The 23,327-nt window shown below is 65.9% G+C and carries 18 protein-coding genes; 10 read left to right on the top strand and 8 right to left on the bottom strand.

From position 1 onward, the window contains the following. The first annotated feature begins 272 nt into the window (after window positions 1-272). From FM113_RS02465 to mnhG, 6 genes are read left to right on the top strand one after another with little or no spacing between them, the layout of a single operon-like run. A complete protein-coding gene (locus FM113_RS02465; RefSeq protein ID WP_369676679.1) occupies window positions 273-3,152 on the top strand; it encodes a Na+/H+ antiporter subunit A in 2,880 nt (959 codons plus the stop codon). Then, complete coding sequence (locus tag FM113_RS02460) at window positions 3,152-3,718, top strand: Na(+)/H(+) antiporter subunit C (RefSeq protein ID WP_087011138.1); 567 nt, start codon at window positions 3,152-3,154, stop codon at window positions 3,716-3,718. The genes FM113_RS02465 and FM113_RS02460 overlap by 1 nt, the downstream gene beginning before the upstream one ends. Then, a complete protein-coding gene (locus FM113_RS02455; protein WP_087011136.1) occupies window positions 3,715-5,388 on the top strand; it encodes a Na+/H+ antiporter subunit D in 1,674 nt (557 codons plus the stop codon). The genes FM113_RS02460 and FM113_RS02455 overlap by 4 nt, the downstream gene beginning before the upstream one ends. Then, window positions 5,381-5,941 (top strand): Na+/H+ antiporter subunit E, encoded by a 561-nt coding sequence (locus tag FM113_RS02450; protein WP_087011135.1) that lies wholly within the window; start codon window positions 5,381-5,383, stop codon window positions 5,939-5,941. The genes FM113_RS02455 and FM113_RS02450 overlap by 8 nt, the downstream gene beginning before the upstream one ends. Beyond that, window positions 5,938-6,252, top strand: coding sequence for a monovalent cation/H+ antiporter complex subunit F (locus tag FM113_RS02445; RefSeq protein WP_087011133.1), 315 nt, complete (start codon window positions 5,938-5,940; stop codon window positions 6,250-6,252). Before FM113_RS02450 ends, FM113_RS02445 begins: the two co-directional genes overlap by 4 nt. Continuing rightward, a complete protein-coding gene (gene mnhG, locus FM113_RS02440; RefSeq protein WP_087011131.1) occupies window positions 6,245-6,619 on the top strand; it encodes a monovalent cation/H(+) antiporter subunit G in 375 nt (124 codons plus the stop codon). Before FM113_RS02445 ends, mnhG begins: the two co-directional genes overlap by 8 nt. A gap of 23 nt (window positions 6,620-6,642) precedes the next feature. Here the strand turns inward: mnhG and FM113_RS02435 are convergent, their stop codons facing one another. The 4 genes from FM113_RS02435 to aceB all read right to left on the bottom strand — a co-directional run bounded on the left by FM113_RS02435 (window position 6,643) and on the right by aceB (window position 12,749). Next, on the bottom strand, window positions 6,643-8,580 hold the full coding sequence (locus FM113_RS02435; protein WP_087011129.1) for a hypothetical protein: 1,938 nt from the start codon (window positions 8,578-8,580) through the stop codon (window positions 6,643-6,645). Beyond that, the gene (locus FM113_RS02430) at window positions 8,577-10,421 is read right to left on the bottom strand and encodes an HSP90 family protein (protein ID WP_087011127.1); all 1,845 of its coding nucleotides are present in this window, start codon (window positions 10,419-10,421) and stop codon (window positions 8,577-8,579) included. The genes FM113_RS02435 and FM113_RS02430 overlap by 4 nt, the downstream gene beginning before the upstream one ends. A 10-nt stretch (window positions 10,422-10,431) precedes the next feature. Next, entirely contained in the window at window positions 10,432-10,920 is a 489-nt protein-coding gene (locus tag FM113_RS02425) for a YbjN domain-containing protein (protein ID WP_087011125.1), read from the bottom strand. A gap of 173 nt (window positions 10,921-11,093) precedes the next feature. Then, entirely contained in the window at window positions 11,094-12,749 is a 1,656-nt protein-coding gene (aceB, locus tag FM113_RS02420) for a malate synthase A (protein WP_140393266.1), read from the bottom strand. A gap of 170 nt (window positions 12,750-12,919) precedes the next feature. On the opposite strand from aceB, the gene FM113_RS02415 reads away from it, so the two are divergent. The 4 genes from FM113_RS02415 (at window position 12,920) to FM113_RS02400 (ending at window position 16,482) form a co-directional block, all read left to right on the top strand. Then, complete coding sequence (locus FM113_RS02415; RefSeq protein ID WP_087011123.1) at window positions 12,920-14,422, top strand: helix-turn-helix domain-containing protein; 1,503 nt, start codon at window positions 12,920-12,922, stop codon at window positions 14,420-14,422. Window positions 14,423-14,592: 170 nt separating this feature from the next. Beyond that, window positions 14,593-15,057: an FHA domain-containing protein gene (locus tag FM113_RS02410; protein ID WP_254908832.1), complete on the top strand. Its 465-nt coding sequence runs from the start codon at window positions 14,593-14,595 to the stop codon at window positions 15,055-15,057. A 1-nt stretch (window position 15,058) separates the two neighbouring features. Continuing rightward, window positions 15,059-15,736: a MerR family transcriptional regulator gene (locus tag FM113_RS02405; RefSeq protein WP_087011120.1), complete on the top strand. Its 678-nt coding sequence runs from the start codon at window positions 15,059-15,061 to the stop codon at window positions 15,734-15,736. Between the two features lie 161 nt (window positions 15,737-15,897). Then, window positions 15,898-16,482, top strand: a complete 585-nt coding sequence (locus FM113_RS02400) for a MerR family transcriptional regulator (RefSeq protein WP_254908831.1) — start codon at window positions 15,898-15,900, stop codon at window positions 16,480-16,482. 16 nt (window positions 16,483-16,498) lie between these two features. On the opposite strand, the gene FM113_RS02395 is transcribed toward FM113_RS02400, so the two are convergent. The 4 genes from FM113_RS02395 to FM113_RS02380 all read right to left on the bottom strand — a co-directional run bounded on the left by FM113_RS02395 (window position 16,499) and on the right by FM113_RS02380 (window position 23,158). Next, entirely contained in the window at window positions 16,499-18,568 is a 2,070-nt protein-coding gene (locus FM113_RS02395) for an Ig-like domain repeat protein (RefSeq protein ID WP_140393265.1), read from the bottom strand. Between the two features lie 266 nt (window positions 18,569-18,834). Next, on the bottom strand, window positions 18,835-19,176 hold the full coding sequence (locus FM113_RS02390; protein ID WP_140393264.1) for a hypothetical protein: 342 nt from the start codon (window positions 19,174-19,176) through the stop codon (window positions 18,835-18,837). A 280-nt stretch (window positions 19,177-19,456) separates the two neighbouring features. Next, window positions 19,457-20,296 (bottom strand): ParA family protein, encoded by an 840-nt coding sequence (locus tag FM113_RS02385; protein WP_087011114.1) that lies wholly within the window; start codon window positions 20,294-20,296, stop codon window positions 19,457-19,459. Window positions 20,297-20,485: 189 nt separating this feature from the next. Continuing rightward, complete coding sequence (locus FM113_RS02380; protein ID WP_176387050.1) at window positions 20,486-23,158, bottom strand: M1 family metallopeptidase; 2,673 nt, start codon at window positions 23,156-23,158, stop codon at window positions 20,486-20,488. Window positions 23,159-23,327 lie beyond the last annotated feature (169 nt).

Below are 23,327 nucleotides of genomic sequence, written 5' to 3'. Positions count from 1 at the left end.
ATGGTACTGCACTCGGGAGGGTGTGGGAGAGTAGGACACCGCCGGACACCTTTTAGAAGGGCCTCAGATTTGTTACCAGTGATGGTGGCATGATCTGAGGCCTTTCGCATACCCAAACGGTTTTTCTCGTGCGCTTACTGGAACGGCACGCGTGACCGCAGGTGACGCGCCGCGACCAGGGAAACTTCCAGGGTGATCGGGTCCCTTCCGCTAAGCTTGGTAACAGGAACAGACGACGGAACACAGATGGAAGCGGGCCGCCTATGGGAGCGATGATGAGCGTGCTCCTTGGCCTCGCACTCGTCGCTCTCCTTGCGCATCCGATCGTTCGTCGTTTTAGCCGCGATGCCTTTTTCGGCTTCGCCGCGATCCTTGGGGCCGCCTTCGTTGCGCTCCTCCTGATCTCAATCCCGGTGTTCCAAGGGGCCGTGCTCGTAGAGAGCATTCCCTGGGTGCCGCAGCTCGACCTCACGCTAACGCTACGTCTCGACGTGCTCTCTGCGCTGTTCGCGTTGCTGGTGACCGGGGCCGGGGCCCTTGTGCTCTTGTATTGCTCGCGCTACTTCGACGAGGGCGAAGCCGGCTTGCCCCGGTTTGCCGCGGTGTTCATGGGGTTCGCGACCTCGATGCTGGGCCTCGTGCTTGCCGACGACGTCTACCTACTCTTCATCTTCTGGGAAGCAACGACGATCTTCTCGTTCCTCCTGATCGGGCATGTCACGCGACTGCGCACCTCGAACGCCGCGGCGCTCCAGGCGCTCATCGTGACGACACTTGGCGGCCTCGCCATGCTTGCTGGATTTGTGCTGTTGAGCCACTCCGCTGGCTCTTCGCTCCTCTCCGACATCGTGGCGACCCCGGTGACTGGACCGGTTGCGACGACTGCGGTGTACCTGGTCCTGGCGGGAGCGCTCTCAAAGTCCGCAATATTCCCGTTCCATTTCTGGCTTCCCGGCGCAATGGCGGCGCCCACCCCCGTGAGTGCCTACCTGCACGCCGCGGCGATGGTGAAGGCAGGCGTGTACCTGATCGCCCGCATCATGCCCGGATTTGCGGAGGTGGCAGGTGTGCGCGAGACGCTCGTGATCCTCGGCGCGATCACGATGCTCAATGGCGGCATCCGCGCGCTCAAGCAGTTCGACATCAAGCTGATTGTGGCGCACGGAACCGTGAGCCAGCTTGGCCTCCTCGTGATGGTGTTTGGTGTGGGGGACCCCCGTGCCTCCTTCGCGGGCCTCGTGCTACTCTTTGCCCACGCACTTGCGAAGGCCCCGCTGTTCCTGGCCGTGGGCGTGATCGATCACGCGACGGGCACGCGCGATTTGCGACGGCTCAGTGGGGTGGGACGCGAGTTCCCCCTCCTGACAGTGATTACGGTTGTCGCCGCCGCATCGATGTCGGGCCTGCCGCCGCTGATGGGCTTTGTCGCGAAAGAGGCCGCGTTCACTGAGCTGCTCGAAATCCAAGACACGCTCCCCATTGCGGGCCTCGCCTTCTGGGTCGCTGCGGTTGGCAGCGCCCTGACGGTGGCCTACATGGTGCGATTCCTGTGGGGTGCATTCGCCCGGAAGCCGGGAGTCGCCGATTGCGGGATTGGGCACCGCCCGCGTTTTGTCTCGCTCGCCGTCCCCGGCGTCTTTGTGTCGCTCACGCTGCTCGGCGGGCTCCTTGCACCGATGCTGGATCCGCTGTTCCAAGCGACGATCACCGATGCCGCGGCACCCGAGCACCTGGCGTTGTGGCACGGTCTCACGCTGGCGCTCGGCGCGTCTGTTGCCGTAATCGTCTCGGGTTTCGCGCTGGGAGCCCTGATCTCACGTCCGAGTTTCACCTTCGCGACGGTTCCGGACCGCTTCTCCGCCTCACACGCGTACTGGGTCGTTACCCATCGCGTCGATACGCTCGCGGTTCGGGTCACCTCGCTGACACAGCGTGGCTCGCTCCCGTTCTACCTTTCGGTGATCCTGATCGTGCTTGTGCTCGCGGTGGGCGGGACCCTGTTGGCCACCGCCGAGTGGCCGAGTCAGTGGGAGCTCGTGAGTTCTCCGGTACAGATCCCAATTGCGATCGTCATGATCGTGGCCGCGATCGCTTCGCTGCGCGCGCGAACACGATTCCAGTCGGTGGTGCTTGTCGGGCTCACCGGCTACGGCATGGCTGCAATTTTCGCTATGCATGGCGCCCCGGATCTGGCGCTCACGCAAGCGCTTGTCGAGACTGTCACGATGATCGCTTTTGTCCTCGTGATCCGGCGCCTGCCGCAGCGCATCGGTTCGCCGCCCACCAAGCGCGTGCGGTGGGTCCGCGTGCTCATCGGGATCTCGGTCGGGCTCGTGCTTGGCGCGGTCGCGGTCATCGCACTCGGCTCTCGCATCGCGGAGCCGATCTCGCTGCAGATCCCGGAGATGGCGTATCAGGGCGGACACGGCACGAACGCCGTGAACGTGATGCTTGTTGACATCCGTGGCTGGGACACGATGGGTGAGCTTTCTGTGATCCTCGCCGCAGCGACGGGGGTCGCCTCGCTTGTGTTCCTGAACACGCGTGCCGACCTCCGCCCCAAGTTGAGCCGCCGCGACGCGCGCTTCCAAGCGCAGCAGCATCTGCAGCAGGTGGCAGATCCGAACCACCCCGCGAGCCGCGTTTCGTGGCTGCTTGCCGGTCGGCAACTGAACCCGGCACGGCGCTCGATCATTCTCGAGGTCGTGGTGCGCTTGATCTTCCACGCGCTCATCATTCTCTCCGTGTATTTGCTCCTGACCGGGCACAATACTCCGGGCGGTGGATTCGCGGCCGGGCTTGTAGCGGGCCTCGCACTCGTGGCCCGGTACCTGGCGGGTGGCCGACACGAACTCGGTGCCACCGTCCCGCTTGACGCGGGCCGGATCCTCGGCACAGGCCTCGGACTTGCGGTGACAATGGCGCTGGTTCCCATGTTCTTTGGCCAGTCTGCGCTCGCGTCCGCGTGGGTCGATGTCGACCTGGGCCCGTTCGGTACTCTCCCACTCGTCACGTCCACGCTCTTTGACATTGGTGTCTACCTCGTCGTGTTCGGCCTGATCCTGGATGTGTTGCGCAGCCTCGGGGCCGAGATCGACGAACACGAGGAAGCCGAGGCGACTGCGTTTGAGGAAGAGGAGGTGAGCCGCTGATGACGATGCCGCTGGTTCTTGTCGCCGTCATGGTGGTGCTCTACGCCTGTGGGGTGTACCTCATGCTTGATCGCACGCTCACCCGGCTTTTGCTCGGCTTCCTGCTTGTCGGAAACGCGACAAATTTGCTGATCTTCCTGATGTCCGGCTCTTTTGGCAATGCGCCACTGTACGGCGAAAGCTCACCGGAAGACATGAGTGACCCGCTGCCGCAGGCCTTTGTGCTGACTGCGATTGTGATTACCTTCGGGGTGAGCGCGTTCCTGCTTGCCCTCATATACCGCTCCTGGCGCCTCGCAGCTGGCCGCGACGACACCGTCAAGGACGGCGATCCGGAGCTCGACTTTGCCGATGCGGATGAGCTCAGCTCTGACGAGGTCACCGAAGAGGGTCTTGCCGGCACTCCTGACTACACCGACGATGACGACATTCCGGACGGCGATATGCACGACGGAATCGTGTCCCTCGGTACTGATGCGGGATCGCCCACCGCGGAGGTCCAATCCGGGCACTACCGTGTCGCCGACTTCACCGATCTGCCGAGCGCTGGGGAGGACCGCACATGATCGCGCTCGTCCCTCTTGTTGTTCTAATCCCACTCGCGGGTGCCGCGTTTGCGCTCGCCGTGCCGGGCCACCGGCGGCTGCAGCAGGGGATCACCCTGTGCGCGCTCATCGCCGTGCTCGTGATTAGCGGCGTACTCATGTGGGCTGTGGATTCCCAAGGCTTCCTTGTGATGGAGGTCGGCGGCTGGGCGGCGCCCTTCGGGATCGCACTTGTCGTCGACCGCGTATCCGCCCTGATGCTCACGGTGTCCTCGATCGTGCTGCTCGGCGTGTTTCTCTTCTCCAGTGGGCAGGGTATTGCCGACGGTGACCGCGACACCCCGGTCTCGATCTACTACCCGACGTATCTGGTCTTGGGTGCCGGGGTCTTCAACGCGTTTATCGCTGGGGACCTGTTCAATCTCTACGTTGGCTTCGAGATCCTGCTTGTGGCGAGCTACGTGCTCATCACGCTTGGCGGGACCGCGCAACGAATCCGGGCGGGGGTCACCTATGTGATCGTCTCGCTCGTCTCCTCAGTGCTGTTCCTTGCCGCGATCGGAATGATCTACGGTGCGACGGGCACTGTCAACATGGCGCAGCTCACGGTCAGGATTGCGGAACTCCCGAGCGAGGTGCAGCTGATCTTGAATTTGCTGCTCCTGATCGCCTTCGGCATCAAGGCAGCCGTGTTCCCGCTCTCCTTCTGGTTGCCTGACTCGTACCCAACCGCCCCGGCCCCTGTGACCGCGGTGTTTGCTGGCTTGCTCACTAAGGTCGGCGTCTACGCGATTATCCGCAGCCAGACCATGCTCTTCCCGACCTCCAGTGTCGACACTGTGCTGATGGTTGTCGCCGGGCTCACGCTTATCGTGGGGATCTTGGGGGCCGTGTCGCAGCTCGACATTAAGCGGCTCCTCTCCTTCACCCTGATCAGCCATATCGGCTACATGATCTTTGGTATTGGAATGGGGAACGCGGCGGGCTTTGGCGCCACGATTTTCTATATCGCGCACCACATTATTGTCCAAACGACACTGTTCCTCGCGGTGGGTCTGATGGAGCGTCATGCGGGCACGACCTCCCTGTCGGGCCTCGGTGGCATGCTCCGCACGGCCCCGGTCATCGCGGTGCTCTTCTTCATTCCGATGCTGAACCTGGGTGGCATTCCGCCGTTTTCCGGGTTCATCGGGAAGCTGGGACTGTTCACGGTCGCGGCGGATCTCGCGACGCCCGCCGCGTACTGGCTGATGGGGATCGGTGCGCTCGTGTCGCTTCTGACGCTGTACGCGCTGGCCCGGGCCTGGGTGTTTGCGTTCTGGCGGCCCAAAAAGCGGCCCGAGACTGCGGCCGCGGATACCCGGAGCACCCGCAAGCCGAGCACGGAAGCGCTTGTGCTGCGCCAGCGCGAGGAAGCGCTCTTCGAGCAACTCCACGATGCCCCGGATGCTGAGCCCCAGCAGGAGCAGAAGGAGATCCCGCGCCTGATGATTGCAGCGACCGCCGGCATGGTTGTTGTGAGTGTTGCGCTGACTGTGTTCGCTGGGCCGCTCTACGCGTACGCTGATCGTGCAGGCCAAAACATGGCTGAGCCTGGCCGCCTTGTACACACGATCCTGGGGGAGACCCCGGGCCAGCTTGGCGGCGGCAGCGGTACCACACGACCGGACGGGGAGGGATCCCATGACTGAGACCCCGGCACCGCACGCGGGTCGCAAACTCGAGTGGGGCGTGCGCCTTCACGAGCTCCCGCTCCTCGTCGGCCTCGTAGTGCTCTGGATGATGCTCTGGCACGAGGTGTCCTTGCTGTCGCTTGTCAGCGGAATCGTGCTCGCCATCGTGGTGATGCGCGTGTTCTACCTCCCGCCTGTTGAACTCGCCGGGCGCTTCAACCCCTGGTACGCCCTGCGCTACTTCGCGTACTTCCTGTGGCACCTCGCACTTGCCTCCTGGCAGGTCGCCTGGCTCGCGGTGCGCCCGGGGCCGAGCCCGCCGACCTCGATCATCGCGGTGCGCCTCGTGACCCGCAACGATTTCATTCTGACGGCGGTGGGGTTGACGATCTCGCTCATCCCGGGCTCCCTCGTGGCCGAGGTGGATCGTTTCGAATCGACGCTCTACCTGCACGTGCTGAATACGCCCACACAGCGCTCGATCACGCAAATGCGGCGCGACGTGCGGCACATCGAGCGGCTATTGTTGCTCGCGCTCGGTTCCCAGCAAGAGATTGAGGCCCTGTCATGAGCGCAGTGATGGAGTGGCTGCTGATCGCCGCGGGCGTCGGCCTGACGCTGACCGCGCTTGCCGCAATCGTGCGGATCGTACGCGGCCCCACGATCCTCGACCGGATGATCGCGTCAGACGTGCTGCTCACGACGCTGATGCTCGCGGTGGGAACCGACATGGTTGTGCGCGGGCACACAGACTCGATTCCCTTGATGACTGTGATTGCGGCGACCGCGACATTCGCGACGATTGTGGTCGCCCGATTCGTGAAGCGCCGGAACGAACAACCGGTGCGTGAGGCACCTCCGGAGGAGGCCGGCTATGTCTGATGTGACACTTTGGGAGCAGATCCTCGACCTCGCTGCCGTGGTCTGCGTGTTCCTCGCGGCGCTCCTCTCGGTGGCCGCCGGGATCGGGCTGCTGCGTTTCTCTGATGCGCTCAGCCGGTTGCACGCGGCAACCAAGCCGCAGATCTTCGGACTCCTGCTGGTGATCGCTGCGATCGCGCTGGATCAGCGATCCTTTGCGACGCTGCTTGCTCTGGTCCCGGTGTTCGTGTTCCAGTCGCTCACGGCCCCGGTCGCCGCCCACATGGTGGGTCGTGCGGCCTACCGTACCCGGCAGTTGGACGAGAACTCGCTTGTTGTCGACGAGCTCGGGCCCGCGATCGAGCGCAGCGACACCCTCTACGGGTAAGTTACCCGCCCGAACCGGCGTGCCTAGAGCTCTGCGACGATCTCGGCGGCCCGATCGTGCTGCCCTGTGCTGCGCAGCACCTCGATGAGTTCGCCAGCCGCGAGCGCTCGGTCGGCACGGTTGCGCGCAAGCGTGAATCCCTCGAACGCGGACTCGAGCGCCCACACGGCGTCTGCCCCAGCGCCGAACTCGCGCTGCACGCGCCCGGCTAGCCAGAACGCGTGCGCGGCGTCTCCGGTTCGCCCCAACTGCGCGTAGGCAGCACCAGCGCTGAGCGCTTCCGCCACAGCATCGGCGTGCTCGTTCGGGCTTGACGCGGCAAGCGAGCGCGCGAGCGTGTCGCGAAGGTGTGCCTGGCGCAGCTGCCACTCCGCGCGTCGGCGTTCTGCAAGATCCTCGGCGAGCTCGTCCGTGTTCGGCTCCGGTTCACGCGCCAGCGCCCGCCGAACGGCCGTGAGCAGCCCTGCGGTGTCGCTCATACGCGCTGCGATCGGTGCCCAGGCGGTGAGTACCGCGACGAGGAGCTCAGCCTCGCTCGTGTCGAGTTCGATTCGTGCGACGGCGGCCGCGAAATGCGTGTGGGCTGCCGCGTCCTCGTGATCGAGCACCGCGCACTGCGCGGCCTCGGCGTAGGCGGCCCCTGCGCGGGCGATCCACCCCTCCGCTTCCCACTGCTGTGCCGCGTTCACGTAGGCCTGGCTCGCGCCCGCGTACGCGCGGTAGGCGGCCAGTTGTTCCGCAGCGGCCATCAGCGCCGCGCCGGTGCCTGCCCGATCGGCCTCGGTCTCGGTTTCGGTCTCGGATCCAGCTTCGGTCTCGGTCGCATGATCCGGGCCCGGCGTGAGGTCTGAGGGTGCGGAAAGCTTCGCCGCCGCCGAGCCAGCGGCCTCGGCGGGAAGCTCGTGTTCGGTGCGGGTCGCTGCGAGCGCACGCGCGAGGTGCCGGGCATACATGTCGCTCCCGTTGCGCGCGTCAAGCGGTGCCACGAGCGCGCGGGCGCGATCCTGCACCCACGCGTGCAGCGCGCCGACGGTGCCCCACTCAGGCTCGGTGAAGCCCGTGAGATCCGCCGCGCGGTCCAGGTTGGCGGAGAGCCCAGCGAGTACGCCGAGCAGAAGGCGGAGGTGTGTTGCGGGGCTGCCGCCCGCGCGGAGCGCGTCGGGGTAATCAGTTCGGAGGACGCGCAGGGCCTGCGAGAGTCGGCCGCCGCGGGCCAGCATCTCGAAGCCCTGGCCGCGGGCCGCGGGGAAGTCTGTGGTGTCACCGTCGTCCCCCGCGAGCGCACGCTTATGGCTGCGTAGCGCGAGATCCGGATTTCCGGCAAGCAGGGCTGCGAGCGCGAGCCCGTAGTGCGTCCGTGCCGGTTCCAAGTTGCAGCGGTCGTCTTGCATACGCCCCAGCTCAACGGCCTCTGTGTAGCGCTCCGTGTCCACGAAGAAGTCGACCTGTTGCCCGATCGTGCACGCTCGGCAGTCCTCGTATTCGTCGCGCAGCCCGGTGACCCAGGCGAGGCGCTGCGCTTCGGCGTCGGCCTGACCCGCGTGCCACGCCCAGCGGAAGCGGCTCATGCGCACGGACGAGAGGCCGTGGCCAGCGAGTTCGAAGCGGCGCTCCATATCGGCGAGGAACGCCTCCGCCTGGCCCGCGCTGATCTGCGGAAACTCGGGGAGATCCGCGGCGACCCACTTAAACTCCCAGAACAGGTTGCGCTCGTCGCCCGCGTCGAAGAGCTCGGGGCTCTCGTCCCAGAGACGTAGGGTGCGCGCGAAGGTGACAAACGACTTCGCTCCCTCATCGGCAAACGAGTATGCCTCGACGAGGTCGAGCAGCGCCTCGGCGAGCAGCTCTCGGGGACCGTCGGCCTCTATGCACCGGGTCACGGCTTCGCTCGCCGCGATGCGGGCTGTGCCGTAGGGCATGCGCCGGATCGCGATCAGTTCGCTACGGTCGGCTGCGCTCATGCGGGGTTCTCCTGGGCGGGGTGATCGGGGAGGGGACTCTCAAGGGCTGAATCGAGGAGCACGCCGAGGGCATCGGCGAGTGCCACGGACTCGCGTGCGCGTAGGCCATCGCCCGCGAGCATCACCGCGGAGAGGTACAGGGAGTGCAGACCCGCGTCGAAGACGGCACCCGCGGGGGCGCTAAGCAGCCTCCGAGCTACCGCCGAGTCGTCGTTGAGGACAAGCGTTCGGCTCCGGCTCGGTGCCTCTTCTGCGAAGGCGTCGAGCAGGCCATCCCAGAGATCCGGGGACTGTGTGCGCTCGTGGTCCCGCTCGCGGCGGTGCTCGCCCTCCGCGTCCCGCAGCAGAATCGCCGGCACGGTGTCGGGGGAGAAAGTGCGCACGATCACGTCGCAGTCCTCCGCCTCGAGCCGGGCTCGGGAACGCTGCACGGCATCGGCGAGCTGCCACTCTCGGTCGAGACTCAGCTGCCCGAGCGCGTGGACAAGGTCGGCGCTTTGGAGCTCCCTGACTTGCCAATCGGGGCGCTTATCGAGCTGGCCGAGCAACTCAGCGTCGTACACGTACCCCGCGTTGAGCACGACCAAATCCTGCGCGCGGGCGACCGCGGCGACACGACGGTACGCCTCGGTCGTGGTTGTGTAGACGATTTCGCCACGCTCGCGCAGCTCGGCGAGTGTGCGGGGACCATCTGTGGTCTCGAACGGGAGGATCGCGGCTGCGAGATCGAGCATCTCTGGATCGGTGAGCGCGAGTCCGCGCAGCGCGAGATTGTGGATGGAAATCACGTGGTGCGCGAGTCGGGAGCCGCTTGAGAGCTCCGTGTGTGCCCAGGCGCGCAGTTGCGCTCCGATAGCCTCGCGCACGCCGAGCAGCAGCTCGTCGTCGTGGAGTTGCTCTCGGGATGCGGTGGGGGAGAGCGCCTCGGTGTCGATCACCGCGCGGACGAAAAACGCCCAATCGGGGAGGACGCGGTCCACGCGCGGCCCGAGCAGCATGCGTTTTGTGTAGACGCGGTGACCGCCCGCGCCCGGTGCCACGGCCTGCGGCAGGATGAACGCGACGCCGCTGACCCCGGCCACGGGGAGGTCAAGGTCGATGTGACCGAGGGGCGTGAACCCGAAGGTCTGTTCGCAGTACTCGGCGAGCGCACGCGCGCGCGTCTTCGTAGAGACGTGTTCGATCCGCCAGGGAAGCTCAGGTGCGGAGATCCGTTGCCACAGTTCTTCGCCGTCGAGTTCCGTGCGCACCGCGATGTCGAAGGGGAGTAGCGCCCCGTAATCTCGGGCCAGCGCAAGAACAGTGTCGTGGCCAAGCCAGTGCCCCGTGTCTCGCCGCGCGGAGAGCTGTACGGTTGTGCCGACGGGCATGTCCGTAGCTTCCGGGAGCTCGGTCACCCGGAAGGTGCCGTTCGCGTGGCCTTCCCACCGGATGGGGTGCGCCCCGGGGGTCGCGGAGCGGGAGATCACGGAGATCTGATCCGCCACCATAAACGCGGCGAGCATTCCGATCCCGAACTGCCCGATGAACTCAGCGCGCCCGGCCCCGAAATCAGCGTCCCGTTTTGAGGAGCGGCCGATCGTCGCGAGGAGCTCACGCGCCTCGTCGGAGGTGAGGCCCACCCCGGTGTCGGTGACCTCAAGCGTGGGGGTGCCCGCGGCGCTGCGTCCCGGAGTGAGCCGGATGCGATCCGGCGCCTCCGGGTCGCGCTCGCGGCGCGCGGTCACCGCGTCGACAGCGTTCTGAATCAGTTCGCGCAGGTACACCTGCGGACCCGAGTAGAGGTGGCGGGAGAGGAGGTCGACCATCCCGGTGAGGTCGACCTGAAAACGTTCAGTCACGGTGTGCGGGCTACTCGGCGGGCTTGACCTTTGCCCAGGCCTCCGGGAACGCCTCGTTCAGCTGCTCGTAGAACGACATTCCCGTGTTGATCGCGCAGATCAGCTGCTGCGAGAGCTGGCCGTCGGTGATTCCCTGTTCGTAGTCGACATTGTGCTCGGTATGGATCCGCACCATGCCCTCGTCGTCGCGACGTGCGTAGGTCTTGGGCCACAGCTTTTCGGCGTTCCAGTTATTGCAGAACTCGGCTGCCTGGAGGAAGTCGGGTCCCGGGAGCTGTCCGCGCCAGCTGCCGCGGATGCACAGGAGCTCGTTGTCTTCGCCGTTGGTGAAGAAGAAAAACGAGCCGTACTCCCAGCCGCCGCCAATATCGCCGTCGGCGTCAACGCTGTAGGACCAGCCTTCGCGCTCGAGGCCGGCCTTGATGCGCTCCTTGGAGAGCGGGGCGAGTCCATCTGCGCTGCCGGCGGCCGGTGCGCTGTCTTTCGTGAAGAATCCCATGTGACCCGTGTCCTCTCAATTGGCAAGTCTCCACAGCAGAATGCCACACCGTGAGGGTGCTCGCCCACCGCTGAGTGGCGATCCGGCAGAAACTCCGCAGAATCCCCGGTGAAACGCGTGTGTGCGGTGCCCGCCCGGCCGGGGCGAACACCGCACATACGCAGCCCGAAGGGTTACGCGTCGACGAGGTACCGGCTGTAGGCGGGAACCGTGAGGAAGGTCGGGAAGTCGTCCCCGAGTGCGACATCGGCGAACAGTTCTGCCGCATCTGCGTAGCGGTCACCGTCGAAGCGTGCGAAGCCCGCGACGGTCTCGCGCAGCAGCTCCGAGACCCACTCGCGGGTGATCCGGGTACCCTCCGCGGTCGACTGGTCCTGGTGGATCCACTGCCAGATCTGCGAGCGGCTGATTTCCGCGGTCGCTGCGTCCTCCATCAGGTTGTCAATCGCGACCGCGCCGTTGCCACGCAGCCACGCCTCGATGTACCGCAATCCGATCGAAACGTTGTCACGCACCCCAGCCTCGGTGATGTCGCGGCCAATGTGGACGTCGAGCAGCTGCGCGGCCGTCACTTCCACATCATCACGCTGGCGGTCCACCTGGTTGGGGCGATCTCCGAGAACCGCATCGAACTCGGCCTGGGCCACGGGGATCAGATCGGGGTGCGCGACCCAGGTGCCGTCGAAGCCGTCTCCCGCCTCGCGCTGCTTGTCCGCGCGCACCTTTTCCTCAGCGCGTGCCGTCACCTCAGCGTCGCGGCGGTTCGGGATGAAGGCGCTCATGCCGCCAATCGCGTGCGCCCCGCGCTTGTGGCAGGTCTTGACGAGGAGTTCGGTGTAGGCCCGCATGAACGGCACCGTCATCGTGACCTCGCTGCGATCCGGCAGCACGAACCGAGCACCACGGCCGCGGTAGTTCTTGATGATCGAGAAGATGTAATCCCAGCGGCCGGCGTTGAGCCCGGCGATGTGATCCCGCATCACGTACAGGATCTCTTCCATCTCGAAGGCGGCGGGCAGCGTCTCGATGAGCACCGTCGCGCGGATCGTGCCGTGGGGGAGACCCAGCTCCTGCTCGGTGAAGGTGAAGATGTCATCCCACAGCTTCGCTTCCTCGCTGGACTCGAGCTTGGCGATGTAGAAGTACGGGCCGCGGCCGCGAGCGACGAGCTCCTGCGCATTGTGGAACGCGTAGAGCCCGAAGTCCACGAGGCTGCCCGAGGCAGCGCCTGCCTGACCCTGCGCGTCGACGAAGCGCATGTGCTTCTCCACCAGGTGCCAGCCGCGGGGCCGCATCACGATCGTCGGGGCTTCCTCTGCCGTGACGCGGTACTCCTTGCCTTCCGGACTCGTGTACTCGAGCTGTTCCCGGATCGCGTCGAACAGCGACAGCTGACCGCCGATCACGTTGTGCCAGGTCGGACTCGTGGCGTCCTCCTGATCGGCGAGCCACACGCGGGCCCCCGAGTTCATGGCGTTGATTGTCATCTTCGGGTCGGTGGGACCCGTGATCTCCACGCGGCGATCATCCAGTCCGGGCCCCGCACCCGCGACCTGCCAGTTCGCGTCCTCGCGAATCTGGCGGGTGTCCTCGCGGAACTTGGGATCGCGCCCGTTTCCGATCTCGTAGCGGCGACGCTGCCGATCCGCGAGCCGCTCGTGGCGAGTGCTTGCAAAGCGGTGGTGCAGCTCAGTGAGGAAAGCGAGCGCCTCAGGGGTGAGGATCTCCTCGCTGCGGGAGAACGGGCGGCCGGTGACCTCGATGCGGGGGCCGAAGAACTGGGTGGTGGCGGTCTGCGACTGCTGCGGGGCCGCCTGCGTGGTGGTCATGGTGTGTCCTTTGTGTGGTGGAAGGTGCCGCGTGACGGTACTGTCGACGACGACTTCGTGGTGTAGTTCCATCTTGGGGGCCCAAGAGGGGGTGTTTTTGGTGTTTCATGGGGTGAATTTCTGAGTTTCTTCTGATTGAGGGAAGAATCACGTTCTGGCATGATGGAATCATGACGCTTCTCGCTTCGGACCTCACTTCCGGATCCGGCATCCCCCGGACCGCAGACGCCGACCTCGAAGACGGTGGTGACGCGCTCACGCTCGGCCGCCGGGTCCGTGAGCAGCGGATGCATCGCGGACTCACCCTTGAACAGCTCGCGGCGGCAGTTGACCGCGCGCCCTCGCAACTTTCCGCGATCGAAAACGGGAAGCGAGAGCCCCGACTCCCGTTGCTTCGTGCGCTCGCCGCAGCGCTGCAGGTGAGCGTCGACGACCTGCTGCTTGACGAGGCCCCGAGCGAGCGCGCCGCGCTCGAGATCGCGGTGGAGCGAGCGCAGCGCGGCACGGTCTTCGGTTCCCTCGGGATTCAGCCGATCCGCGTGTCCAAAGCCACGAGCGACGAGACGCTGAAAGCGATTCTCGGCCTGCACCAGGAGGTCGAGCGACTGCATCGCGAGCGTGCGGCGACTCCCGAGGAGGCCCGGCGGGCCAACACGGAACTGCGGGCGGAGATGCGCGTGGCGGGGAACTATTACCCCGAGCTTGAGCGTTCAGCCTCGCAGTTGCTCGACAGCGTTGGCTACACGGGCGGCCCGGTCTCGCAGCAGACGATCGCGAGCGTTGCAGAGAAACTGGGTTTCAGTCTGCATTACGTCTCGAACATGCCGCACTCCACGCGCTCCGTGATCGACCGCCGCAATGGCCGCATCTACCTCGGCACCAACCTGCCCTCGCGTGACGCGCGCGCTCCAATTCTGCGGGCGCTCGCGAGCCTGGTGTGCGGCCACGAGGAACCGCGCAACTACGCGGACTTCTTGCGCCAGCGCGTCGAAGCGAACTATCTCGCCGGTGCTGTGCTGTTGCCTGAGGCGGCTGCCGTGGAGCACCTTGCGGAGGCGAAGAAGCAGCGCCAGATCTCGATGGAGGATCTGCGCGATGCGTTTGGTGTCTCCTACGAGATGGCGGCGCACCGCTTCACGAACCTGGCGACCGAGCGGCTCGGACTCCAGGTGCACTTTATGAAGGCGCACGAGTCGGGCACCCTCATCAAGGCCTACGAGAATGACGGCGTGCGTTTCCCCTCCGATGCGCTGGGGAATTTCGAGGGGGCGATGGTGTGCCGCAACTGGACAGCCCGAACTGTGTTTGCGCAGTCCGACAGGTTTAACCCCTGGTACCAGTACACGGACATGTCTGCGGGCGGTACCTACTGGTGCACCTCGCGCGTTGAGAAAGCAAAAGAGGGCTTGTACTCGGTCAGCGTGGGGGTGCGCTTCGACGACGTGAAGTGGTTCCGTGGTCGCGAAACGTCCCATCGCTCGCGGTCGTTCTGCCCGGACGATCGGTGCTGTCGCCAGGCCTCGAGTGAGCTGACTACCAAGTGGGCTGCGGCGGCCTGGCCTGAGGCCGCGACGCCCACGAGCCTGCTCGCGGCGCTGCCCACCGGAACGTTCCCCGGAGTGGACAATAACGAGGTCTATGCGTTCCTCGAGCAGAACGAACGACGCGCGTAACTCAGCGAAGCCACAGTAATTCGCGGGCGGGGGAGGATCCCGCCGCGAATGGCGACTGGGAACGCTCCGATTGCGGGTGGTGAGGTGCGCGCCAGGGCCTTGCTGCGATAGCGTAGAGGGACTGAGCCGTATGGCTCACCGAAGCCCCGAGATCAGGAGTGGGTGAGCACGTGAACACTGAGAATCACGCCCGTAGTCCCGAGCACACTGAGGTGCGCGCAACGCAGCAGTTCCGCGAGGATCTCGGTGCCATGATCCGGAGCCGCGCAACCGACCTCACGATCGACGAGCGCGACGCTGTCGAGGCGCTTCCCTCGGGTGCCGCGTTGCTCGTGGTGCGCCGCGGCCCCGACCAGGGCGCGCGCTTCCTCCTCGACCAGGACGTCACCGTTGCAGGCCGGCACCCCGCCGTCGACATCTTCCTGGATGACGTTACGGTGTCACGCCGGCACGCAGAGTTTCATCGCGCCGGCACAGCGTTCAGCGTCGCCGACCTGGGCTCGTTGAACGGGACGTTCTGCGACGGTGCTCGCATCTCCGGCGAGGTGCCGCTCGAAGACGGTGCCGAGGTGCAGGTCGGGAAGTTCCGGTTCACGTTCTTCGCATCACGATTCGACCTCACTGAAGGCGCGTAGTATGGCGGTTTCTGCCGCCCGCCAGCTCCCGGCCGGGCTCCTGAGCATCGGTCAGGTGCTGGCGCGCCTGCAGGACGACTTCTCGGATCTGTCGCCGTCAAAGCTCCGCTTTCTTGAGGAACAGGGGCTTGTCACGCCCGAACGCACAAAGTCGGGGTACCGGAAGTTCTCGCAGGCGCACATTGAACGGCTGCGGCTTATCTTGACGCTCCAGCGTGACCACTACCTCCCGCTCAAGGTGATCGCTGAGGTGCTCGAAGAGCTCGACGAGGGGCGCGACCCGGTGATCCCCGGAGCGGCCGCGCGTAGTGCGTCGAGCATCCTCGCACCGAAGCGTGTACTCAGCAGCGACGAGCTCTGCCGCTCCACGGGTGCGAGCACGCGGTTCCTGGGTGAGGCGATTGCCGCGGGGCTCCTGCCTGCGGCCGAGGTCTTCCCGCACGACGCGGTCGCACAGCTCACCGCGCTGCTCCGGCTCGCCGAGCGGGGCATTACGCCCCGGCATCTGCGGTCGCTGCGGGTCGCCGCGGAGCGCGAAGCCGAGCTCATTTCGCGCGCGGTGACCACCCGCGGCGTGAAGAGTGGCACCCCAGCCGGGGCTGAGGAAGCCCTCGAGTTTGCCGGCTACCTCGACACTGTGCGCTCCGGCGTGTTGCGTCGGCGTGTTTCCGGCAGCTAATTTCGAGCCCCGCACCGGGCCACTTCCGCGCCAAATCAACCTTCAAGTTTTCCTTGAGAACGACACGCCGAAAATGGCCCTCGATGGTCGTTGCATGGGGCGCCTCCGGTCGGTAGCGTTGTCGGGAGTTGGGCGCGTCGCGTCCCCGAGAAAGGAACACGATGAAGGACACGCAGCACCCGTCAGGGGAAGACGGTTCTTCACTGACCTTGGGGAACTCCCTCGACGCGGAACTGCTGTTTGACGACGGCCTGCCGCGCCCGAATCAGGACGGCGGCTTCAAGGGTGCAACTGCCGCTCGCGCGGCCGGCATCAGCTACCGCCAGCTTGACTACTGGGCACGTACCGGACTCGTCGAGCCCACGGTTCGCGGTGCGGCCGGATCCGGCTCGCAGCGACTCTACGGCTTCCGCGACATCCTCGTTCTGAAGCTTGTCAAGCGTCTACTTGACACGGGGATCTCGCTCCAGCAGATTCGCACGGCCGTCGCCCAGCTCCATGAGGCCGGTGTGCACGACCTCTCGCAGACAACGCTCATGAGCGACGGCGCAAGCGTCTACCTCTGCACCTCAAGCGACGAGGTCATCGACCTCGTGAGCCGAGGGCAAGGCGTGTTCGGGATTGCGGTGGGCAAGGTCCTCCGCGAGGTCGAGTCCTCGCTCGTCGACATGGACGAACACCGCGAGCAAAGCGCCGACTCGGTCGACGAGCTCGCCGCGCGACGCACCTCCCGCAAGATCTCCTAGCGCTCCGCACGCTTCGTCACGATCGCCGGCGTCCGTGGGTGAGTAACGTCGTGCCCAGGAGAAGCAAGGCGAGCACAAATGCCGTGCTCCAACCCAGCGGGATTGGAGTGGCTCCAGTCGCCGCGAGCGTTCGCGGCCCAGCGGCTTCGCCTGCGGGGGGATCTTCTGCTGGCGGATCCCGCGGCGTCGGACCCCCGATGAGATCCGGCCCTAGGGCCGCAACTGTGACGTGCCCGACCGCGGGGAGGTGATTCCCATCACCCGTATAGCGAGCCTCGAGCCGGGCGTCCAAGTCAACGATCACAAACCCCGGATCATCGGCGGGCAGCGCAAATGCCCCGGTGTTCTCCGTTACCGGGAGCCTGAGGAGCACCTCCTCATCGTCACTGTCCCAAATCTCGACGGTGCCACGGGGTGTGGTGTCGCCTTCGGTGCCCACGGTGCCCTGCAGCCAGAACGGTGTCCGCTCATCCGCTTCTGTAACCGGGGTTCCGGACGCGTCGACCGCGGTGAACGCGACTGTCGTTGCGACTGGCACGATAGTGAGGGTGCCAGTGGCCCTGGCGCTCGGCGCATCGTCTCCCTCCGAGAGAAATTCGAGTTCAAACGGATACACGCCAGTGTCCAGCGGGGTTCCCGGAACCGCGATCAGTGCTTCACCTGCGACGGTCGTCACTGGCCCGATCGGCTTCTGGTTCAGGGTGCCACGCACCTCTCCGGGGTCGGTAGTCCCGGAGACTGTGGCACTGAGTTCAGCCTGCGCTCCGTAACTCACCACGACGTCGTCTGTGGCAAGTGTGATGGGACCGGGCTTCGGCGGTTCCGGTAGCGGTGTGTGATCGAAGAGGTACGCCGAACCTGAGTTCAGCGCTCGGGGCCCGAGATTGTCGGGTGCCCCGACGAATGTCATGTCTGCTGTCGACGCAAAGCCGTGGGTGCTCGGCTGACTTCCAAAGGCACGGCCAGCCGCCTCCGGCGAGGACGGCCGCATGATCTGGGCGGGGTCCGGGCGCTGATGGGGGGTCTCCACGGTCGCCGGCACTTCGGAGAGCCCTGCGCGCTGGAGCACCTGGACTTCCCCCGGAGTGTCGTCCCCCGACCAGCTTGGCGGGCCGTCATAGCTTCCGCCGCTGCTGATCAGTCGGTCTCCGGCCACGGCGATGGAATAGCCGAACCGTGAGGTCTGCGGCTGGGGTAGGATCTTCCCGCCGATCTGTTGCAGTTCAGCGTCGAATCGGTAGATCGTGCCGCGGGTGGCACCCATGTGCTCGATTTCCGCCTCGCCACACACGCCGCCCGTGCTTGGTGCGGATCCCTCAGGAAGGGTGATCTCCATCGCTGCGCCGACAAAGAGCGAGGTGTCATCGAATGCCAGCGTGCTGCCGAAACCGCGCATGGACTCCTCGTTGATGCAGGTGTCGCTGCCCAGCGGTGGTGTCTCGCGGTATCGTGGGGTGAGATCCGCATCTGTGAGGTCCCACTGGTAGACGCCACCCCAATAGGACAGCGGGTCATCTATTGAGCCTCCCGGCGCACCCATCGCGACACGATCCCCCGACAGCGCGAGCGCCTCGCCCATCGCGTCCCAGGGCTGTGGGGTGCCCGCGATGAGCGGAGTCCACTGCGCCGGCTCGTCCGGATCACGCGGCAGCTCGACAAGGTAGGCGAAGCCGCTCCATTGTTCGCCATCGATGACACCCGAGGGAACTCCTACGAGCAGCCGGTTCCCGTCCGCGAGGATGCGTCTGCCAAACCCGATGCCGTTGTCTTCGATGGGAGCGACAGGTTCCGGGGCGAGCAACGGAGCAGCTTTGACCCAGGTGCCGAGTGCCTCCCGAGAGTAGACGTAGATCCGCTCTGACGCCGGAGCAGACACATAGAGCGTCAGCCCATCCGGGGCGAGGGCGACGTCAGCGCCGTAGGTTGATTCGTACTCGTCAGGAGTCAACGTGGTCTCGATCCACGTGTCTGTTTCGGGCTCCGCGAGCTCTGCGATCTGCACCTCACCCCCGTAGGCATTTGTATACGCAACCGTGTCAGAGGCGACGGCGACTGCGCTCCCAGCAAGATTCGTGCGATCAGGCACGAAGATCTTTCGTTCAGTGGTGACGGGAGTCGGTGCGTCCGCGTGCGACGGCGTGGCACCGCCCGTGACAGCCCCGCTCGAGAGTCCCAGCGCGACAACAGCGAGGAGAGTTCCCGCTGATCGCCGTCGGCTTGCTTTCGGCCCGCGGCGCCCGCGCTTGCGGGGGCGCCGCGAACGCTCGCGAGGGGGGCTCTGGGGGTGAGCAGCATCGAACATGGTGCGGACCTCGTTTTCTGAGTGCGAACCGGGAGTAGGGATACGCTGTCCTACTCGATCGTGTCGGTGGGGGTCTGGTCCTGGCGTGCGCGGTGCTTGCGTGCAACGGCGGTGGCCGTTAGCCCGGCCGCGATCAGCACGACCGCGATCAGCGCGATGATCTCGACGGCGCCGAACGCCGCCCCGGTGGCGGCGAGCTCGGCGCGTGGCAGCACCGGTGCCGTTCGTGCCGCGGAAAGCACGGGAGTCACAGTGGAAAGAACGCCGCTGCGCTCGGCCGCGGAGGCAGGCGGGCTGGAGCTCTGGATAAGCATGAGCGCAACAGGCAGGCACACCCACAACGGCGACGCATACCGAGTCCGCTGACGTCGAGTCCGGGGAATGGGGATCATGGTGGCATCTGTCCTCTGCAGCCAGAGCACCGAAACTGCGGCGCTGGAAACTCCCCGGTCTAGCGTAGGGAGCTGACGTCGCGCGGTGCGGAGCTGGCGGAATCCGGCACACATCTGAGTGCGGGATGCCTATCTCGCACGGTTATCGCCCCTGATCGCTCAGCGCACATGCAATGTATCTGAGTAGTCATGACGGTGTTGCCGTGCACCGGCAGGAACGAGACGAGCCCCTGTACTGAGCGTCGATGCTCGGCACAGGGGCTCGGAAAACGGGGGTCTGTTAGTCGGTGACCGTCGTTGCTGCGGTGGGGGCAGTTGCCGCGCGCGAGGCGTCCATGCCTGCGGAGCGGAGGACTCGATCGAGGATCGTGTCGAAGTTTCCGGCCATCTCCTGCGAGGGCTCGCCTGGCCACATGTGTACGGGCTTCGCTGCACCCTGAGCTTGCTGTAGCGAGGGGCGCTCGGGCAGCTGCGGGGTGAGCACAAGCGGGCCGAACATCTCCCGCAGTTCGCGGATCCGGAACTGGTGTTCGATCGACTGCGGCTGGGTTCGGTTGATCAGAATGCCCAGTGGCTGCAGGCGCGGGCTGACTCCGCGGCGGATCTCCTCGATGGCGCGGAGGGCACGGTCCGTCGCGGCGACTGCGAACAGGCTGGGCTCTGCCACCACGAGCACGCGGTCGCTGGCGGCCCAAGCGGTACGGGTCAGCGCATTCAGTGAGGGGGCGCAGTCGATAAGGACGAGGTCGTACTCGGACTCGACGATGGCGAGCGCTTCTTCGAGCTTCCAAATATCGCGCGCGGACGGGTGGGGCCCGTCAAAGTTGATGGAGGAGGGGCTGCCGACCATGAGGTCGATCGTGCCGCCCTCGTGGTAGTCGTTCCAGCCGCTGTGCGCGATCGCGGCGCGCACAGTCTTCTCCTTGGGGCTCTCCAGGACGTCAGCGACATTCAGGTAGCCTTCAGGGTTCACCGCGAGGCCGGTCGAGACGTCGGACTGGGGATCGAAGTCCACAACCAGAGTCCGCAGGCCGCGGGAAAACGCTGCCGACGCAAGGCCAAGGGTCACTGTGGTCTTGCCTACGCCGCCTTTGAGGGAGCTCACACTCAATACATGCACGTCTTGAGTTTAGTCGATCGAGCTGCCAGAGCGGCAGTTTCTGGAAGAACTGTTCGCGGACAACGAAAGCGGATGCCCGATCAGGGCGAGAATGACGGGCGCACACGGCTGAGGCCGGGAGGCTGCCCCGGGGCCCCGCCGATGAGTTCGACGGGACCCCGGGCGCGTCCTCCCGGCCCCGGAGCCCTGCTACTGCGCGTTGCGTCCGATTCGTCGCGAAGCGATCAACACCGCGCCGCTCAGGAGCAGCGTGGCACCGAGAGCCCCCGCGAGCAGCGGCACCGAGCCGCCAGTTTTGGCGAGCCCGCCGGTGCTCGGCGTGGCCGTGTCTGGCGTCGCGGCGGCGATGGTGAGCGGCCCCCACCCGATGACCGTGCCGTCAGCCTGTGCCACTGCCAGGCGATGTGTCCCGAGCTCGGCGTTCTTCGGGATCGTGAGCTCGATGGTGCCGTGAGCGTCGACGGTTCGGCTCCCGAGGTGGCTGGGTGTGGAGAAGAGCCAGCTCTCAACCGTGGTGCTCGCAAACTCCGCGCCCAGGCCCACAGTGATGCGCTGGCCGGGGGCGACCGTGCTCGGGAACGAGATGGCACCGCGCAGGGCGTCGGTGAGTGCGTCCTCTGATGGCGCGACTGGCCCCTCGGGGTCAGGCTTCGGATCCACGCGTGCAGCCTGGACTGCCGCGGTTGCCGAACTTGTGGCCGCCGTCGGAAGGTGCCCCGGCGCCGTGCCTGTTGCGGTGACGGTGACGGTCTCGCCGAGTGCAGATTCGGGGATCACGAAGGAGGTGTCGCTTGCCCCCGGAACGGGTACGCCGCCAACGTTCCACTGGTGGGTGAACACCGTGGCCTCTGGCCAGCCTGCGGTGGCCGCGGTGAGCGTTGAAGCGACGCGCGCCTCACCGGCGATGACGGGCACGGGGGCCGGGGTGATCTCGTACTCGGATATGGGGAGCGAAGTGCTGCAATCGGTGCACGTCCCGCCGAGCGTGGCGACGGCAGCAACGGTGTCGATCGTTCCGCCCGATGCGGAATCGGTCACGGTCGCCGCAAACTCCGTCGTAGCGGTGGCCCCCGCGGCGGTCTCGGGGACCGCCCAGGTCAGCGTGGTGCCCTCGAGCGTGAGTCCTGCAGGCAGCGGGGTGTCAAGGGTGGCGGAAGCGAGGAGCGTCGTGACGTCGACGGTGATCACCGAACTCGCCAAGGGAGCGAGGCCGGTATTTGCCGCGCTCAGGCTGTAGCTCACGCGGTCCCCGCGCTCAAGCGATGCGCTGCGCTCGGGGGTCGTGAGGCTCGCCGTGAGCTTCTCCGGCCAGGCTGGCTTCGCGGGGGTCAGGATCCAAGCTTCCCAGAACGCGTCGAGGTCGCGCCCGGAAATCTCCTCCGCGAGTGCCCGCAACTGTGCACCCGCGACGCTTGTGCCCGCGTAGCGGGTCTGCCACTCGGCAACCACCGCACGGTAGTTCTCATCGCCGATGGCGATCTTCAGCGCCTCCCAGAACTGACCGCCGCGCGAGTATGTCTGGTAGTCGTAGAGCATTGCCGAGTCAGTCTGCGCGCCGGGCGCGATTGCCCATGCATCGCTGTCTGCGGGAGTCCGCTGCCAGTCCTCGTAGAACGAGGTTTCCGTGGTGTTCCCGGTGCCAAAACCGTCCGTACTGTTGACGTATCGCGGCGCCCAGGTCGCCATACCCTCGGCGATCCAAATATCGGTCCAGGTCGTGGGTGAGACGTTGTTGCCGTACCACTGGTGTGCAACCTCGTGGATCAGGGTGTTGCCGGCCACGGAGTTTGCGGATGGGAAGAAGGATCGATCCTGCGTCTCAAGGGCGTAGTTGATGGCGCGCGGGACCGAGTCTACGACAACGCCAGTGCTGTTGCCGGGGTATGGGCCGTAGAGTGACTCAAGCTGCTGCGTCACCGTTTGGAGTCGCGCCACACTGCTGCGTACCTTCTCCTTATCGGCAGCGCTGAGCTGCGAATCCATGAAGGACCAACTCGGGATCGTACGGCCGCTGGTGAGTGTGATCTCGCCCTCCACGATGTCGTAACGGCCAATAGCGATGAGGGCAAGCTCGGAGGCCAGCTGCTTGCGCTGCTGCCACACCCAGGTTGTGCGCGCACCATCTTCAGACGGCGTGCGGGAGAGGAGCTCGCCGGTACTCACGGCGGCTGCGGGGCCGGGGTTCGAGCCGTCGGCGGCACTCAGAGTTGTGGGGATATCGAGCGTGAAGGTGGCGGTGGCCTTGTCGCCCGGTGTGTTGTTGTGCGGGTAGCCAGCCATCATGCCGACAGGCTGGCCCAGAAGGATCGCGCCGTCGGTGGTGCGGCTCCAGCCCTCAGCCGACCCGTCGGCATCGATGTGGGTGACGGGGACGCCGTGGTAAGCGATGGTTGTGGTGAACTCACCGGACACTGGGGTCGCCGGGGTAATGATGAGCTTAAAACTGATTGCGTCCGCGTCCTGCGCGCGGGTGAAGGTCGCAGGCGTGCCATTGACCGTTACCGAATCAACCTCCATTCCTTCAAAATCGAGCGCAAAGGAACTGAGCGGCTGCGCTGCGCGCGCAGTCATTGTGGTGGTGGCGGCGTCGATGCTGCCGGCCATGAGCGGCCCCGCCTGCGGCAGGGGGTCCGGCGTCCATGTGAGGGAAACCTGGTAGTCCAGCGCGTCGTAACCACCGTTCCCGACGTTCGGGAACACAGGGTCGCCCGCGGTCAGCGGGCCAGGGATCGCTGGGGCGACATCGTCGGCGAACGCCGCAGGGGCGGGAATGAGTAGGAGGCTCGCGGCGAGCGTCGCCGCAGCGATGAGCCCTCCGCCTCGGCGCATCTTCGCACCGTGAGCCAAAGTGGGGTCGGTCATAACTTCCTTCAGTTGGGAGGAATATGGGAGTGCGTGTGCGCGCGGTCTTCGGTGACGACGGGCGCAGGCTGTTCCAAGATACTGCCGGATCTGGGCTGTGGGGAAGAGGCCGCAAGATCTGCGGCGCAGAGACGTTCTGAGTGGTGCTGCGGAAAGTTCCATGTATCTT

This window comes from Leucobacter sp. 7(1) (genome assembly GCF_900163635.1).
Taxonomy (GTDB): Bacteria; Actinomycetota; Actinomycetes; order Actinomycetales; family Microbacteriaceae; genus Leucobacter.
This window is presented reverse-complemented; position numbering and strand designations above follow the sequence as displayed.